Raw genomic sequence first — 14,568 nt, 5'->3', positions numbered from 1 at the left:
GCGTGTCAGATGAGAGAATTATCTGTGTTCTGATATCCGACGCTCTCGAGAGGGCATATAAAGGATCGGCCGAACTGGTTCTGCGCATCTACCGGTCTTCGGGAATCTGAGCCGCTCCTATTAGGGTAGCCTAGGTATGCCCACCTGTAACGATCACCGGGACGTCGAACGGTGAGATAGCGAATATATCGGACCAAGGACAATGACAAACACTCACAACACTGATGGGGGGCAATCGATTAGCAGCGCCGACGACCGCGACCCGCTGTTCGCACGAATCCCACGACGCGACTTCATGAAAGCCGGTGCAGCGGCCGGAGCGATCGGTTCGCTCGCTGGCTGTACAAATCTGCTCGATGAGAGCGACACCACGGCGGCCGCAGATGTAGACACGTCGGTCCCACCCGGCGAACTCGACGACTACTACGCGTTCCTGTCGGGCGGACACTCCGGGGATATCCGCGTCTACGGCGTGCCATCGATGCGCCAGATTATGCGCATTCCTGTCTTCAACGTCGAGAGCGCACGCGGCTACGGCTTCGACGACGAAACACACGAAATGCTCCAGGACGCGGGCGGCTACACCTGGGGAGACACGCATCATCCGCGTGTAAGCCAGACTGATAACGAGTACGACGGCGAGTGGCTGTTCGTCAACGATAAGGCAAACGGCCGGATGGCCCGGATCGACCTCGAGTACTTCGAAACGGACGCGATCATCGACCTGCCGAACCAGCAGGGGACTCACGGCGCGTGCGCGTTGATGCCCGACACGCGACTCATCTTCGGCGTCGGTGAACTGCGCGTTCCGATCCCTAACGATGGTCGCGACCTCGAGGACCCGAGCGAGTACGGGTCGACGCTGTCGGCGATGTCGGCAGATCCGTTCGACCACGAGTGGGACGTTCGCGTCGACTGTAACCTCGATAACGGTGACTCCGGAAAGAACGGCGAGTGGTTCTTCACGACGACCTACAATAGCGAAGAAGGCGTCACGGAGTCGGAGATGACTGCGGCTGATACGGATTACGTGGTCGCGTTCAACATCCCGCGCATTGAGGATGCAGTCGATGCCGGCGAGTTCGAGGAAATCAACGGCGTTCCCGTCGTCGACGGCACCGAAGACAGCCCGCTCAACGAGGGTGACGAACCGCTCGTACGGTACATTGACGTGCCGACGAACCCCCATGGCGTGAGTGTCACGCCTGACGGCGAGTATGCCATCGCCTCTGGGAAACTCGATCCAACCTGTACGATTATCGAGATCGATCAGCTCAACGAGGTCGACGACCCCAACGATGCTATCGTGGGTCGAGTCAACGTTGGCAACGGGCCGCTGCACACTGCCTACGACGACCGTGGACACGCTTACACGACACTGTTCGTCGACTCTCAGGTCGTTAAGTGGGACATCGAAGCAGCTGTCGACGCGGAGATGGGCTCCGAGAGCCCGGTCATCGAAAAACACGACGTTCACTACAGCCCTGGCCACCTGATCGCCGCCGAATCCTACACCGGCGATCCACAGGGTGACTGGCTGATCGTCCTCAACAAGCTTTCGAAGGATCGGTTCCTCCCTGTCGGGCCGGTCTTCCCCGAGAACGACCAGCTGTTCTATATCGGCGACGACGACGCCGGAATGGAACTGGTCAAGGACACGCCAGCCTACCCCGAGCCACACGACGCCTCGATCGTCCGTGCCGACCGACTCGACCCTGCCAGTGTCTACGACCCTGACGACCTCGAGTTGGACTTCATTTCGGCTGATGACGAGGACAACTTCGTCGAGCGAGACGGCGACCAGGTCCACGTCGAGATGTACAACTCGCGCAACACCTTCGGATTCGAGGACATTCTTGTCCAAGAGGGCGATGAGGTAACGATCCGATCGACAAACATCGAGCAAGAAGAGGATATTATCCACTCGCTGGCGATCCCCCAATACGACGTCAACGTCAAGTTGGCACCCCAGGAGACCCGCGAGGTGACGTTTACCGCCGACAAGCCCGGCGTCTACTGGATGTACTGTGCGTACTTCTGCAGTGCACTCCACCTCGAGATGCGCTCGCGGCTGCTGGTCGAACCGGCTGACTAACCACCCATTCCCTCTTCCGCCATGTCAAAACTCAACACTCTGACCGAACTCCGTCGCGCGCTCCCGCTCGCAGCGGCGGCGCTGTTGCTCGTCGCAATTGCGCTCCCGATGTGGCGGATCACGCTCGAGGCACCGCAGTACCCCGATGGCCTGTTCGTCGAACTGTACGCCTATCCGCGCCTCGAGGGCGACGTTGCCGAAACGCAGGCGCTCAACCAGTACGTCGGGTTTTACTACCCAGATCCGGTGTATCTCGACCCGAACTACGACGTCAATCCGAACGCGATTTCGGTCCCTGAGTGGTCGGTCGGGCCGATTGCGTTCGTCGCCGTCGCTGCCGCTGGCGTGTTCGTCGCGCTCGCACCGACCGTCCGAAAGCTAAAGCTTGGCCTGACCTGCCAACTCGCGGGCACGTTTGCTGTGTTCGTCACGATGTTCGCGGCGATCCAGTACCGACTGTACCAGACCGGCCACTCGCTCGATCCCGACGCACCGATGCGGGGAATTGACGGCTTTACGCCACCGCTGCTGGGGAGCTACGAGATCGCCAATATCAGCGGAGTCGCCTGGTTCGGTCCCGGTGGGTACCTCACGATCGTTGCGCTCGCCCTGCTGGTAGTCGCGTTCCTATCTCGTGACTCGGACGCGACGCTTGGAGACGTTCCCGCCCTCGTGCGGGACCGAACTGACCGACTCATCGGACGCATCCGACCCGAACGCGACTCGAGTGACGGGTCCGATCCCAAGCCGACAACGATGTCAACTGACGCGACAGCCGCTGACCGGGAGGTGAGCCGGGATGACTGACCGCGAAGTCTGGCTCCTCGTCGCCGCCGTTGCGGTCCTCGTTGTCGCCCTCGGGGCGGCCGTCGTCGCGGCCGATAGCGGCGGCAGCGACGCCAACAAGACGATTGCGGGCTGGACGCCTGACGTGGATGACCCACGCGAGGCAACCCCACCCGATGACCCGGGCGTCGCAACGCTCGAGGGCCACGCGTACGACTCCGTCCAGGCTGCCGTCGACGATGCTGAACCCGGCGACACAGTCTCTCTCGAGGGTCGGTTCGACGAACACGTCACAATCGAGACGCCGGATCTCACGCTCGAGGCGGCCACCAGCGCTGCCGAGCACGACAATGCCGAAACCGCGCTGCTCGACGGGAGTGGCGAGGGCACCGTTCTCGAGGTGACAGCAGCGAACGTCACCGTCGACGGGCTCTGGGTCCGCGAGTCCGGCCCTGATCGAAGCACCGAGGACGCTGGCATCTACGTCAACGGCTCGGATGCAACGCTGTCGGACGTCCGAATCACCGAGTCGACGTTCGGCATCTGGATCTCTGAGTCGACGAACGTCACCGTCGAAGACGCCGCCATCGCGGGCCGCGAGGGGATCGACGAGTCCCAACGTGGCAACGGCATTCACCTCGACCGCGCCGATGGCGCACAACTCCTGGACAACGAGATTACGACCGTCCGCGACGGGATTTACTTCTCGTGGTCAGAGGACGTCCACGCCGAGGGCAACCACCTGTGGGACCTGCGCTACGGCGTCCACTACATGTACTCCGACCACAACCATCTCGAGGGCAACGTCGCCTTCGACAACGACGTCGGCTTCGCGCTGATGGTTTCGCGCGACCTGACGATCGTCGATAACGTCGTCGTGAACAACGACGGGCCAAGCGGGCAGGGCATCCTCGTCAAGGATGTCGACAACTCCGAGATTCGCGATAACGCTGTCGTCGCCAACCGCAACGGGCTCTACGTCTACAACGCCCACGGGAACGAGATCGCCGACAACCTCGTTCTCGAGAACGCAGTCGGGATCCACTTCACGGCCGGCAGCTCCAACGAACGCGTCGTCGGCAACAGTGTCATCGAAAACGGCGAGCAGGCCTACGCCTCGACGACCTCGCAACTGGCCTGGAACGACACCGACGGCGGCAACTACTGGTCGGACGCCCGCGCGAGCGACCTCGACGGTGACGGCACCAGTGCGGTCCGCCACCAGCCTGCGGGTACCGTCGAGCAACTCGTTCGCGAGCAGCCACAGGCCGCCGTCTTCGCCGAAAGCCCGGCCTTTGACGCCGTCCGCATGGCCGAGAGTTCGTTCCCGATCCTCGAGTCGCCCGGCGTCGTCGACCACCGACCGCTCGCCGAACCACCACACGACAACTGGAGAGAGTACTATGCAGATCACAATCACTGACGTTCACAAGCGCTACGGCGACGTCGTCGCACTCGAGGGGCCCTCGTTCGAGATTCCCTCGGGGTCGACGTTCGGCGTCCTCGGGACGAACGGAGCGGGAAAGACGACGCTGTTCGGGTTGCTGGTCGGTCACGACCGCCCCGATGCAGGGCGGATCGAAGTCGGCGGTATCGACGTCGCCGAAGCCGGACATCGCGTCCGCGAGCGCGTTGCCTTCCTGCCCGAACACGCCGGCTTCCCGCCGGCGATGACCGGTCGGGAAGTGCTCGACGTACACGCCCGCGTCCGGGGGCTCGAGGGCCGCGACCGACGGATCGAGGACGCCCTCGAGACAGTTGGCCTGGCCGACGCGGCTGACCGCGCGGTCTCGGGCTACTCGAACGGGATGGGCCGGCGACTCGGTCTCGCAGCGGCGCTCATTCCCGATCCGCCCGTGCTCGTCTTAGACGAGCCGACGGCCGGACTCGACCCGCGTGGCGTCGCCACGTTCCACCAGACGATTGAGCGGATCGGCCGCGAAACCGATGCGACCGTCGTCCTCTCCTCGCACGTCTTGAGCGAGGTCGAACGCCTCTGTGACGAGGTCGCTATCCTCGAGAACGGCAGTCTGCGCGCGGTCGGCTCCGTGTCGGAACTGCGCGAAGAGACCGCTGGCGGCCGCGTCACCGTGTCGCTGTCCCCGGCGGCCGACGCCGACCGCGCGGACCTGCTCGAGGCCGTCCAGGGCTACGACTCGGTAACGGAGACGAGCGAGTCACTCGAGGTCGTCTGCGAGCGCGACGCCGCATTCGCCCTCTGTGGTGCGATCGAGTCCGACCTCGTCGAGCGCTTCGAAGTGACAGAGCCGGGTCTCGAGGCGGCGTTCCACGAGGCGCTTCGCGAGGGCGAAACAACTGAGGCGGGCGAAACGACAGCGACCGACAGCACCGACGCGGCCACGGAGGTGAGCGCACCATGACTACACCTGAGACTCCGCCTGACGCCGAACACGGCCAAGACACGCCTGAACCGAGACCGGACGGCGGCTACAGCGCCGCAGTCGGAACTGAGGCCATTGAAGCGACCGACGTCGACTCGAGCGAGTCGGGCGAGTCCGGCGTCTGGTACCGCCAGTTGCTGGTCGTCGCCGAGACGGAGTACCGCCTTGCAGTTCGCAGCCGGTGGGCAGTCGCACTGATCGCCATCTTCGCCGCGTTTGCACTCGGGCTGACGACCTTCAGTGGCGCAAGTGTGAGCCCGGCCGGCTTCGAGCGGACCGTCGCCAGTCTCGCTGTGCTGGCGGTCTACCTCGTGCCGCTGGTCGCGCTCGCGTTCGGCTACGACGTCGTCGTCGGCCGCGAGGAAAGCGGCTGGCTCCAGACGCTGTTCTCTCTGCCGGTTGATCGCGCCTGGATCGTCGTCGGCGCGTCACTGGGACGAGCTATCGTCCTCGCGAGCGCGACGATTATCGGCTTCGGGATCGCCGGCGGCTTCCTGCTCCTCGAGTTCGGCCTGCAGGGGTTCGACGCCTACGTGACCTTCCTGCTCGCGACCGTCGGACTCGCGCTCGCGTTCCTTGCGCTTGCCGTCCTCGTCTCGACGCTGGCCCGCGAGAAAACGCACGCACTCGGCATCTCACTGCTCGCGTGGGCGTGGTTCGTCCTCGTCCACGACCTGCTCGCACTCGGCGTCATCGCCGCCCTCGAGCTCTCGGATGCGGCCGTCTCGGTGATGTTGCTCGCGAACCCGACCGGCGTCTTTCGGGCGCTGGTCCTCGGCACGCTCGGCGCGGCTGGTGACGCCGGCTTTGCCTCCGTGCTCGCCGATGCCGGCCTCTCGACGCCGGTGCTCATCGCCGTCTTCGTCGGCTGGATCGTCGTGCCCATCGCCCTCGCCGCGCTCGCGATTCGGAGGCGACGACTATGATCCGCCACACCGATTGCGGATCGCGCAATAAGGCTGCTCCGTGCAGTCACACGCACTCGAGGCGGCGGGTACTGGTCGGACTCGGCGGCGTCGCGGCCGTCTCGCTCGCGGGCTGTCTTGAGGATGAGACTGCCGAGGAGCATCCTGCCGATCCGCTCTCGTTGGATGATGGTCAGTCCTGTGACGTCTGCGGCATGGTGATTGAAGAGCACTACGGCCCTGCCGGTCAGCTGTTCTACGCCGACGGCGAACCCGAGGACCGCGACGGGCCGGCGTGGTTCGACAGCCTCGCTGAACTGCTCGTCTACCACGATGAACGCGTCCAGCGCGGCTGGGAGCTTCGGGACGCGTTCGTCACCGACTACTCGAGCGTCGAGTACGACCTCCTCGAGCGCGAGGGGACGACGTACGTCTCGAGTCACGTCGAGGCGGCGGCGTTCGCGGACGCGACGACTCTCACCTACGTCGTTGACAGCGACATCGAAGGCGCAATGGGCGAGGATTTGCTCCCCTTTGCCGATGAGGATGACGCCGCCGCGCTCGTCGATGAGTACGGTGGCGAGGTTCGGTCGTGGGACGAACTGACTCCCTCGACGTGAGTGATCTTTTCGGGCGGCTCTTGGGCCTACAGCTGTGAGTTCGTCTGCGAGCCGTCGCCTTGAGTTGTCGACGACTCCGTGTCTCGAGCGCTGCGCCAGAGTCGACTATAGAGGAAACAGCCAATCGCCGCAACGACCAGCAAGTAGCTATAGATCACGAGTTCGATATAGTCGGGAAGTGGCGGAACCGACGCAGGGTCCATACAATGTGGAACGTTCACATGGGTTATACATCTTGCCCTGTATTCGTTCACGATATATACAGGCTCGCGTCAGTGTCGAGAGTCCAAGAGGCCCCTAGAATTTACCGGACGAGACCATCCAGTAGCGGATCACAAGATAGACGATAATGAACCCGAACGTGATCGCAAACAGCGTATCGCCGGCCATAGCGGCTGAAACCAGGGCCGCGCCTGAGAGGATCATACCGATAACGTACATCAACTGCAGGCGGCGTTCGTTCATCGACGCTCACCACCTACCACTGCGAGGACTGTCATAGCTATCTCTTCGAATGGATCGATAAAAGTCCTCCTTCCTCGTCTTCCGGTTCGCCCATCCATCCAGTGAGTGACTGCGCGAGCGGAACCGAGAACGGACTCGAGTGAAGCGGTCGAGTGCCCCTGTGACTCTTTGGCTCCAGTTGCCCCGCCTCGAGTCTGTCCACCTTAGACGATCTGGAGATGGTCCTGTTGGAGTTCGTCCTCGGTGAGGTCCTGATCGTGGGACTCTCGCATGTGTTTCTGTGCCAGTTCGATCGCTTCCGTTTCGTTTTCCGATTGAATAATGAATCGGCAGGTGTCCGAGACCGATTCACAATCGAGTTTGTGTGCCTTCGACATGGTGGTCACGTGATTAGTCGTCGCCTGCGGCCGACTGCGATTGCAGGTGGGTCGCGATCTGTTCGGTTTCGTCTTTGAAGACCTCGAGATCGTAGTCCTGTGCCTGGATGAGGGCGCTGTAGCGTGGTGTGTAACTCGCGAGGAACGAGAGTTCCGCGAGTTCAGCCTCGGTTGCGCCGTGGAGTTGGGCCGCGCCTTTGTGGAAGTGTCTGCAGTACTCACAGCCGATTGCTGCGGCCACTGCAAGCCCAACCAGTTCGCGGGTCTTCGGATCGATTGCGCTGTCGCCGAAGAGGAACCGCTTCAGGTTCGGCTACTCATTTTGTAAGGCCTCCTCCGGGACCGCGTCCAGATACCCTGGCATGATCCCGAACGTTTCCTCGATGTCTGTCACCGTCTCGTCGTACGGTTGCTGTTGTGTCGCCATTGGTTCTCCCCCGACTCCCCGCAGAACGGGTTGTCATACTCAGTAGCGTGGCTATTGCTACCGCGCACCAGTATCTACGACAATAGATTACTTAATGATTTTCGATGCAAACTATTCATATCCAACCCAGAGCGTCAATTTTCTCAGCCAATCAGGGCCTCTGTTTCGTCTCCGCTGCCAGTTTGTGTTGTTTTGTACCACCGACCTCGGCGTGGGTGACCCTCGAAAGTGTCCGACTATTCGCCGTCGACGAACGCTACCTCGCTACTGTCGATGACCTCGCCGAACAGCCAGTCTGCGTGCTCGAGGGCGTACTCGTGGTGCTCGTCCTCGATAGCGCCGATACAGTCCTCGAGCAACAGCGGGCGGAAATCGCGGAGACCGGCGCTGCCCGCGCTGTGGAGCACGCAGACGTTCGCGAGCGTGCCACAGAACAGGAGATCGCGGATGCCTCGAGCGCGCAACCAGCCCTCGAGTTCGGTCTTCTGGAACGCGTCGTAGGTGTGTTTTTCGACGACGTGATCAGCATCGTCGACTGGCAGTTCCTCGACGACCTCGGCTTCCCACGAGCCCTCGAGGACGTGTTCGCCCCACTGTTCGAACTCGTCGTAGTAGTAGGCGTCCTCAAACTGCTCGGGCGGGTGGACGTCGCGCGTGTAGACGACGGATGCGCCCGCCTCGCTTGCCTGTGCGACGAACTCGCCGATTGGCTCGATGACGTCCTCGCTGCCCGGTGCGTACAGCGCCCCGTCTGGATGACAGAAGCCGTTTTGCATGTCGACGACGACGACCGCGGTTCGATCCGGTTCGAGCTCGAGTGCCATACGCGAGGATACGAAAGCGGGCCTGAAAACGTTCGCGACGGCGGCTGTGCTCGCCGGTCACTACCAGACTGCGCCGCTTGCCGTTCGACCGGCGGTCTTTTTGCGCCCGCTTTCGTACGCGATACTGTTCAGTTCGAATGACTCAGACGCGCACCCGTCTTCTCGGCGTCCTCGTTGCCGTCATCGTGCTCTCCGTTCTCGTCGTGGCCACAGCCGGCATGGTTCCTGGCTTGTTATCTGATGGGCCAACCCCCGACAGCGAGTCCGATGCCGAGTCGACGTCCGACGACTCCGCCTCCGAACACCCGCCAGATGACCGCCCCGACAACGCCACGACCACTGAGACGATTGGCTACGTCGAAGGCTACTGGTACGATGATTCCCTCGCCGTCGACGATCAGGACGACGCTGTCGTCGACGAAGCCGACCTCGAGTCAGTGATTTATCGCTCGATGGCTCGTGTCGAGGTGATCCGTGACCTGCCGTTCGAGGACGATGTTCCGGTCGATGTGATCTCCCGCGAGGAGTTCCAGGAGGACAATGACGATCTGTTCGTCGACGTCACCGACGATGAACGGATACAGGAAAACGCCAACTACGAGACGCTCTTTATGGTCGAACGTGACGACGACGCCGTCGACGCTGTCGAAGCGATGTACGGTGGCACTGTCGGGGGCTACTACGACCCCGAAACCGACGAGGTCGTCATCGTCTCCGACAACCCGGAGACACCCGAACTCGATGAAGTAATCCTCGGGCATGAACTGCTTCATGCGCTGCAGGACCAGCACTTCGACCTCTCGACATTTGACCGGGAGACGGTCGATCAAGACAACGCGAAAAATGGGCTCATCGAAGGCGACGCCGTCTGGGTCGAACGCGAGTACGAACAGCGCTGTGCGGATGAATGGGCTTGTCTTCCGGCAACCACCGACTCTGAGGAGCCGCTCGATCCGAACTGGGGCGTCTACCTTGCAGTGTTCCAGCCCTACGAGGACGGCCCAGACTACGTTGAGTACCTTTTAGACCAGAACGACTGGGATGCCGTCGACGCGGCCTACGACGACCCGCCTACGAGCAGTTCCGAAGTGATCCGCCCCGGCGACGAGCGCGAGCCAGCCGATATCGCCGTTGATGACCGCTCGAGTGACGACTGGCAACAACTCGAGGTCAACGGCGCGGTGGCGAACGAAACCGTCGGCGAGGCAGGCATGGTCGCGATGTTCGGTGCTGGCGCACTCGAGGATGGCGAACCCACCGTAATCGGTGAGTTGTCGCTCATTGGGACTGACCCCAGCATCGAGTACGACCACGACGTGACCGATGGCTGGGCCGGCGACGAGCTCGTGACCTACGTCAGCGACGACGGACTCGCGGCTGACGACCCAGCCGACGCCGTTTCCCACACCGGTTCCGTCTGGGAAACCCAGTGGACCTCGAGTGAGGACGCCGCACAGTTCCACGAGGGCTACCTCGAACTGCTCGAGGGCTACGACGCAGAACCCGTCGATGATCGCGAACACACCTACGAAATCGACACCGACGCCTATCCCGGCGCGTACTACCTCGAGCACAGCGACGACGGTGACGGCGAAACGGTGACTATCGTCCGCGCGCCGTCGGTCGATGCACTCGAGGAGATTGAGGATGGCGCTGCACCCGAGGACGCGGACGCGGACACGGCCACAGCCGGGCTGAGTGCGCCTGCCGTCGTCGGCCTCGCCGCCGCTAGCGGCCGGTTTGCCGCAGACAAGCGCCGCTAATATTTTTCACACGCACCATGCGTCTTCGCCAGCCGTCGGAGCGATGCACCTTTGCGCCGTCCCTCGAATGCGTCTGATATGGCCCGCGTCAAACTCGCTGCCGTTGTCTTGCTCGTCGTTCTCGCTGGCTGTTCGGTCCCCGGCGCACTCGATGAGTTCGACGACGACCGCGAACCGGGCCAGATCGGCCACTACGCATACGATGACGTCTTCGAGTTCGACGGCAGCGAGGGGCTGACCGAATCCGAACTCGAGGCCGTCAAGTACCGGGCCATGGCGCGGATCGAAGTCATCCGTGGCCTGCAGTTCGATCACGACGTCGACCTCGAGGTGATCGACAGAAGCGAGTATCGTACCCAGCGCGGCGAGAGCCCAGCGGCCTCGGCAGTCGAGAACGAACTCTGGCGGGGGCTGTTCATCATTGACGGCGAGACAGATGTGAATGAGGCACGTGATGCACTCTATGGCGGCGCGGTACAGGGTTACTACACCAGCGACCGCATCGTCATCGTCACCGACGACACTGACGAGATTCGCATCAACCGCGATACGCTCGTCCACGAACTCGTCCACGCACTGCAGGATCAGCACTTTGGCCTCGAGCGCACCGGTGAGACGCTCGACGCCCAGCGCGCGGAGACGAGCCTGATCGAAGGCGAGGCGAACTATCTCCCGTACCTGTACGCCGAGCGCTGTGACGACGACTGGCAGTGTCTTCCCGACCCTGCTGGGCCAGCCGAGTCCGAACTCGAGGCGGACGACGAGGTCGAAGAAGTCGACACAGTGGACGACCCTGCCGACGCTGACGACGCCGAAACGGCAGACGAACTTTCAGGCCAGCCGTTCAACGTCGGATTGTTCCTCTCAATCTACGCGCCCTACTCCGAGGGGCCGGCGTTCGTCGAGGCGCTTCACGACCGCGACTCCGACTGGAGCGCCGTCGACCGTGCCTACGACGACCGACCAGCGAGCACCTCGCAGGTGATCCATCCCGACCGCTACCCCGACGATGAGCCAGTCGACGTGACGATTCCGGATCGCTCGAGTGACGACTGGGAGCCAGTGACGGTCGGCGACGAACTGCTCGAGAACGAGACGGTCGGCGAGGCGACGCTCTTTGGCGCGCTCTGGACGAACGGCGCGATTGACCGCCCGCTGACAGCGGGTGCAACGACGCTGTCGCCGTACAACTATTCGGCTCCAGCAACCGACGGCTGGGCCGGCGACACGTTCCAGGTGTATCACGACGCCGACAACGAGAATCGAACTGGCCACGTCTGGGAACTCGCCTGGGAGCGCCCCGCGGATGCCGAGGACTTCGCCGACGCCTACCGGACTGTGCTCGAGACCAACGACGCCGAGCAGGTCGACGACGCAACCGGCGAGACGTATCGAATCGCAGACGGCGATGCCTTCGCGGGCGCGTACCGGCTTGCTGTCAGCGGCGACACCGTCACAATCGTCGGCGCACCGACCGTCGATGACCTCGAAGGGATTCACGCCAGCGACTCGGCGGCCCCATCCGCGCTCGCTGGCAGTCACAGTTCCCCATCGGCTGCCCCGGCGACGGCTGCACCCTCGATGGCGTCGCCGATGGCAGACGGGTAGCTTTTTTGCGTCAGGCGGAAAGTCGCCCGTATGTCAACACCGTTCGATACCGTCCCTGACGAGGCAATTCTTGAGGGGCGCGCGACGGACGCCTACTTCGAGCGCACCCGGACAACGCTCGAGCACGCCGGGAGGAATCCCCATGTAGTCGCCGAAGTGACCGCCGATCAGTTCCCAACCGGGGAGTTCGAGGTTTTCACGGGTATCACAGACGTGGCCACGCTGTTCGAGGGCTACGACGTCGATATCGACGCCCTGCCGGACGGGCAACTGTTCGACGGCGGCCCCGTCATGCGCATCGAGGGCTCGTATCTCGACTTTGCCGCACTCGAGACCTCGCTACTTGGCTTTCTCTCACAGCCGAGTGGCTTCGCGACCGCCGCACTCGAGGCACGACTGGCTGCCCCCGACTCGCAGGTCCTGTCGTTCGGCGCGCGCCACGTCCACCCGACCATCGCCGCGACGGTCGAACGCGCGGCCTTGCTCGCCGGACTGGATGGCTTTTCGCACGTCGCCGCGGGCGAGGTCCTCGAGCGCGACCCGGGCGGGACGATGCCCCACGCGCTCATGTTCTGTTTTGGAGAGGGGAATCAGGCCGAGGCGTGGACTGCGTTCGACGAGGCCGTCGCCGAGGACGTGCCGCGAGTCGCCCTCGTCGACACCTTCTGGGACGAGAAAAGCGAGAGCCTGCTGGCCGCTGAAACGCTCGGCGACGAGTTAGACGGCGTCCGAATCGACACCACCGGTTCCCGGCGCGGCGACTTCCGACACATCGCTCGAGAGGTTCGCTGGGAACTCGACGCCCGCGGCCACGAAGACGTTGATATCTTCTGTAGCGGCGGGCTCACACCCGAGTCGATCCGCGAACTGCGCGATGTTGCGGATGGTTTTGGCGTCGGCAGTCACATCACCGGTGCGCCATCGGTCGACTTCAGCCTCGATATTGTCGAAATCAACGAGGGATCGGAAGATCCCTCGAGCAGCCGGACGCAGTCCGGCGACGATGGCGAGCCAATCTCCAAACGTGGCAAGCTCTCAGGCGTCAAAGAGGTCTATCGCACACCAGACGGCGGCCATCAGGTTTCGTTAGCCGATCGCGAGGGACCCGAGGATGGAGATGCGTTGCTCGAGCCCCTCATCCGCGATGGAGAGATTGTCCGAGAGTTCGACCTTGGAGAGGCGACCGAGCGGTGTCTGGCCGACGCCGACGTAGTTGGATTCGACGAATCAACGGATTGAACACTTTGGACTCAATCGATCCGATATGGACTCTGCCCCTCCATCGGACACACGACCATCCCGTACCGACATCGCGAATCGATTGACGCTCCAATTGTTCGGTGTCGGCGTCTTCGCCATCTTCGTCACTGCACTCATCTCAGCTCTCGTTGGTCCAGTTGGCCTGCTCGGGCTCTTTCTGTTAGTTCTCCTGTACGGCCTCGTCCTTTGGGTCGTCGTCCACGCCGTCTTCGCTGCGCTCGAGGATCTGTTCCAATTGAAACTCACTGAACACTCCTGACTCGAGTTCTCACGGTGCTCCTCGAGCCTGTTGCTACACCGGTGTCACCAACACCGTTTGCGCTACCGCATGTGCTTTCGACGACCGATGCCCCCATCGATCGCCTGTACTGAGTCGGACTCCCCCAGCCCGCCGTCCACTTTGGTTAGACTTCTTCGATACTGCCGTCGGCCGCACGCTCGCGGAAGACCTGTCCTTCGAACAGCGTGACGACAACGTCGTCATCTTGCCAGGCCCCCGGCGCGAGTTTTGCCTTCCGGCAGGTGCGGTCGAGGTACTCGCGTGCGCTCCAGTTGTTCTCGACTGGCACCGTCGGGTAGAGCCAGCCGCCCTCGCCACCGTCGATGGCGACGCCGTGGGTACCGACCTCGAGGTCGGCCAACGGATCGTCCGTGAGGAGGACATTTCTGACGGTACAGACCGAAACCGTGAGGTTTGGCAGTTCGGAGGGGCTCACTTCGGAGCCACAGGAGTCTTCGCTCGCGGCTTCGATTGCCGCGTCGACGATGACGTGACCGAGTTGGTCGCCTGAGCGGTAGCCACCAGCACACCCGCGCAGGCTGCCCCGCCCGCGCGTTGACTCGAGTCGAACGAACGCGCCCGTGCGCTCGTAAAAGGCCTCACGCATGCTTCCTGGTTGTTCTCGTTGCCCGTGTTCCACGTAAGATTCGACGGCTTCACGCGCGAGTTCGACCGCACGCGCCCCGTCTTCATAGGAGAGGTCGACGCCCTGTCGCTGGGACATACAACAGTACATAGGAATGCCGGTCCTAAAAC

General features: G+C 62.9%; 16 protein-coding genes. 10 read left to right on the top strand and 6 right to left on the bottom strand.

What is annotated here, in order from left to right; all coding sequences use genetic code 11:
• The first annotated feature begins 202 nt into the window (after nt 1-202).
• Genes nosZ through G6M89_RS05020 form a run of 6 tightly spaced genes read left to right on the top strand, consistent with a single transcriptional unit; the run spans nt 203 to nt 6,808 of the window.
• Nucleotides 203-2,095 (top strand): TAT-dependent nitrous-oxide reductase, encoded by a 1,893-nt coding sequence (nosZ, locus tag G6M89_RS05045; protein ID WP_165160713.1) that lies wholly within the window; start codon nt 203-205, stop codon nt 2,093-2,095.
• A 21-nt stretch (nt 2,096-2,116) separates the two neighbouring features.
• A complete protein-coding gene (locus tag G6M89_RS05040) occupies nt 2,117-2,902 on the top strand; it encodes a hypothetical protein (protein WP_165160712.1) in 786 nt (261 codons plus the stop codon).
• Nucleotides 2,895-4,304, top strand: coding sequence for a nitrous oxide reductase family maturation protein NosD (gene nosD, locus G6M89_RS05035; RefSeq protein ID WP_165160711.1), 1,410 nt, complete (start codon nt 2,895-2,897; stop codon nt 4,302-4,304). Before G6M89_RS05040 ends, nosD begins: the two co-directional genes overlap by 8 nt.
• Complete coding sequence (locus G6M89_RS05030) at nt 4,285-5,262, top strand: ABC transporter ATP-binding protein (RefSeq protein WP_165160710.1); 978 nt, start codon at nt 4,285-4,287, stop codon at nt 5,260-5,262. Before nosD ends, G6M89_RS05030 begins: the two co-directional genes overlap by 20 nt.
• The gene (locus G6M89_RS05025) at nt 5,259-6,209 is read left to right on the top strand and encodes an ABC transporter permease (RefSeq protein ID WP_165160709.1); all 951 of its coding nucleotides are present in this window, start codon (nt 5,259-5,261) and stop codon (nt 6,207-6,209) included. The genes G6M89_RS05030 and G6M89_RS05025 overlap by 4 nt, the downstream gene beginning before the upstream one ends.
• Complete coding sequence (locus G6M89_RS05020) at nt 6,206-6,808, top strand: nitrous oxide reductase accessory protein NosL (protein WP_165160708.1); 603 nt, start codon at nt 6,206-6,208, stop codon at nt 6,806-6,808. Before G6M89_RS05025 ends, G6M89_RS05020 begins: the two co-directional genes overlap by 4 nt.
• A gap of 26 nt (nt 6,809-6,834) precedes the next feature.
• Here G6M89_RS05020 and G6M89_RS05015 read toward each other — a convergent pair whose 3' ends face one another.
• The 5 genes from G6M89_RS05015 to G6M89_RS04995 all read right to left on the bottom strand — a co-directional run bounded on the left by G6M89_RS05015 (nt 6,835) and on the right by G6M89_RS04995 (nt 8,901).
• Complete coding sequence (locus tag G6M89_RS05015; protein ID WP_165160707.1) at nt 6,835-7,011, bottom strand: hypothetical protein; 177 nt, start codon at nt 7,009-7,011, stop codon at nt 6,835-6,837.
• A 94-nt stretch (nt 7,012-7,105) separates the two neighbouring features.
• A complete protein-coding gene (locus tag G6M89_RS05010) occupies nt 7,106-7,273 on the bottom strand; it encodes a hypothetical protein (RefSeq protein ID WP_165160706.1) in 168 nt (55 codons plus the stop codon).
• Between the two features lie 203 nt (nt 7,274-7,476).
• A complete protein-coding gene (locus tag G6M89_RS05005) occupies nt 7,477-7,650 on the bottom strand; it encodes a DUF1059 domain-containing protein (protein ID WP_165160705.1) in 174 nt (57 codons plus the stop codon).
• Nucleotides 7,651-7,663: 13 nt separating this feature from the next.
• Entirely contained in the window at nt 7,664-7,957 is a 294-nt protein-coding gene (locus G6M89_RS22260; protein ID WP_255488163.1) for a carboxymuconolactone decarboxylase family protein, read from the bottom strand.
• Between the two features lie 356 nt (nt 7,958-8,313).
• Nucleotides 8,314-8,901, bottom strand: a complete 588-nt coding sequence (locus G6M89_RS04995) for a cysteine hydrolase family protein (protein WP_165160704.1) — start codon at nt 8,899-8,901, stop codon at nt 8,314-8,316.
• Nucleotides 8,902-9,038: 137 nt separating this feature from the next.
• On the opposite strand from G6M89_RS04995, the gene G6M89_RS04990 reads away from it, so the two are divergent.
• From G6M89_RS04990 to G6M89_RS04975, 4 genes are all read left to right on the top strand, one after another.
• Nucleotides 9,039-10,664 carry an Hvo_1808 family surface protein gene (locus G6M89_RS04990; RefSeq protein WP_165160703.1) on the top strand — a complete coding sequence of 542 codons (1,626 nt, stop codon included), beginning with the start codon at nt 9,039-9,041 and terminating at the stop codon, nt 10,662-10,664.
• A 78-nt stretch (nt 10,665-10,742) separates the two neighbouring features.
• Entirely contained in the window at nt 10,743-12,272 is a 1,530-nt protein-coding gene (locus G6M89_RS04985; RefSeq protein ID WP_165160702.1) for an Hvo_1808 family surface protein, read from the top strand.
• A gap of 30 nt (nt 12,273-12,302) precedes the next feature.
• Nucleotides 12,303-13,511 carry a nicotinate phosphoribosyltransferase gene (locus G6M89_RS04980; RefSeq protein ID WP_165160701.1) on the top strand — a complete coding sequence of 403 codons (1,209 nt, stop codon included), beginning with the start codon at nt 12,303-12,305 and terminating at the stop codon, nt 13,509-13,511.
• Nucleotides 13,512-13,536: 25 nt separating this feature from the next.
• Nucleotides 13,537-13,791 carry a hypothetical protein gene (locus tag G6M89_RS04975; protein WP_165160700.1) on the top strand — a complete coding sequence of 85 codons (255 nt, stop codon included), beginning with the start codon at nt 13,537-13,539 and terminating at the stop codon, nt 13,789-13,791.
• 145 nt (nt 13,792-13,936) lie between these two features.
• Here the strand turns inward: G6M89_RS04975 and G6M89_RS04970 are convergent, their stop codons facing one another.
• Nucleotides 13,937-14,536: a TIGR00296 family protein gene (locus tag G6M89_RS04970; RefSeq protein WP_165160699.1), complete on the bottom strand. Its 600-nt coding sequence runs from the start codon at nt 14,534-14,536 to the stop codon at nt 13,937-13,939.
• Nucleotides 14,537-14,568: the final 32 nt, after the last annotated feature.

This window comes from Natronolimnobius sp. AArcel1, assembly GCF_011043775.1.
In the GTDB taxonomy this organism is placed as follows: domain Archaea; phylum Halobacteriota; class Halobacteria; order Halobacteriales; family Natrialbaceae; genus Natronolimnobius.
The sequence above is the reverse complement of the archived record's forward strand: the minus strand, read 5'-3'. Positions and strand labels throughout refer to the sequence as shown.

What these genes read in the sequence shown, in the direction of transcription:
- G6M89_RS04975 (WP_165160700.1), top strand. Translation starts at nt 13,537, where the DNA reads ATGGACTCTGCCCCTCCATCGGACACACGACCATCCCGTACCGACATC.
- G6M89_RS04980 (WP_165160701.1), top strand. Translation starts at nt 12,303, where the DNA reads ATGTCAACACCGTTCGATACCGTCCCTGACGAGGCAATTCTTGAGGGG.
- G6M89_RS04985 (WP_165160702.1), top strand. Translation starts at nt 10,743, where the DNA reads ATGGCCCGCGTCAAACTCGCTGCCGTTGTCTTGCTCGTCGTTCTCGCT.
- nosZ (WP_165160713.1), top strand. Translation starts at nt 203, where the DNA reads ATGACAAACACTCACAACACTGATGGGGGGCAATCGATTAGCAGCGCC.
- G6M89_RS05015 (WP_165160707.1), bottom strand. Translation starts at nt 7,011, where the DNA reads ATGGACCCTGCGTCGGTTCCGCCACTTCCCGACTATATCGAACTCGTG.
- G6M89_RS04970 (WP_165160699.1), bottom strand. Translation starts at nt 14,536, where the DNA reads ATGTCCCAGCGACAGGGCGTCGACCTCTCCTATGAAGACGGGGCGCGT.
- G6M89_RS04995 (WP_165160704.1), bottom strand. Translation starts at nt 8,901, where the DNA reads ATGGCACTCGAGCTCGAACCGGATCGAACCGCGGTCGTCGTCGTCGAC.
- nosD (WP_165160711.1), top strand. Translation starts at nt 2,895, where the DNA reads ATGACTGACCGCGAAGTCTGGCTCCTCGTCGCCGCCGTTGCGGTCCTC.
- G6M89_RS05040 (WP_165160712.1), top strand. Translation starts at nt 2,117, where the DNA reads ATGTCAAAACTCAACACTCTGACCGAACTCCGTCGCGCGCTCCCGCTC.
- G6M89_RS04990 (WP_165160703.1), top strand. Translation starts at nt 9,039, where the DNA reads ATGACTCAGACGCGCACCCGTCTTCTCGGCGTCCTCGTTGCCGTCATC.
- G6M89_RS05020 (WP_165160708.1), top strand. Translation starts at nt 6,206, where the DNA reads ATGATCCGCCACACCGATTGCGGATCGCGCAATAAGGCTGCTCCGTGC.
- G6M89_RS05025 (WP_165160709.1), top strand. Translation starts at nt 5,259, where the DNA reads ATGACTACACCTGAGACTCCGCCTGACGCCGAACACGGCCAAGACACG.
- G6M89_RS05030 (WP_165160710.1), top strand. Translation starts at nt 4,285, where the DNA reads ATGCAGATCACAATCACTGACGTTCACAAGCGCTACGGCGACGTCGTC.
- G6M89_RS05010 (WP_165160706.1), bottom strand. Translation starts at nt 7,273, where the DNA reads ATGAACGAACGCCGCCTGCAGTTGATGTACGTTATCGGTATGATCCTC.
- G6M89_RS05005 (WP_165160705.1), bottom strand. Translation starts at nt 7,650, where the DNA reads ATGTCGAAGGCACACAAACTCGATTGTGAATCGGTCTCGGACACCTGC.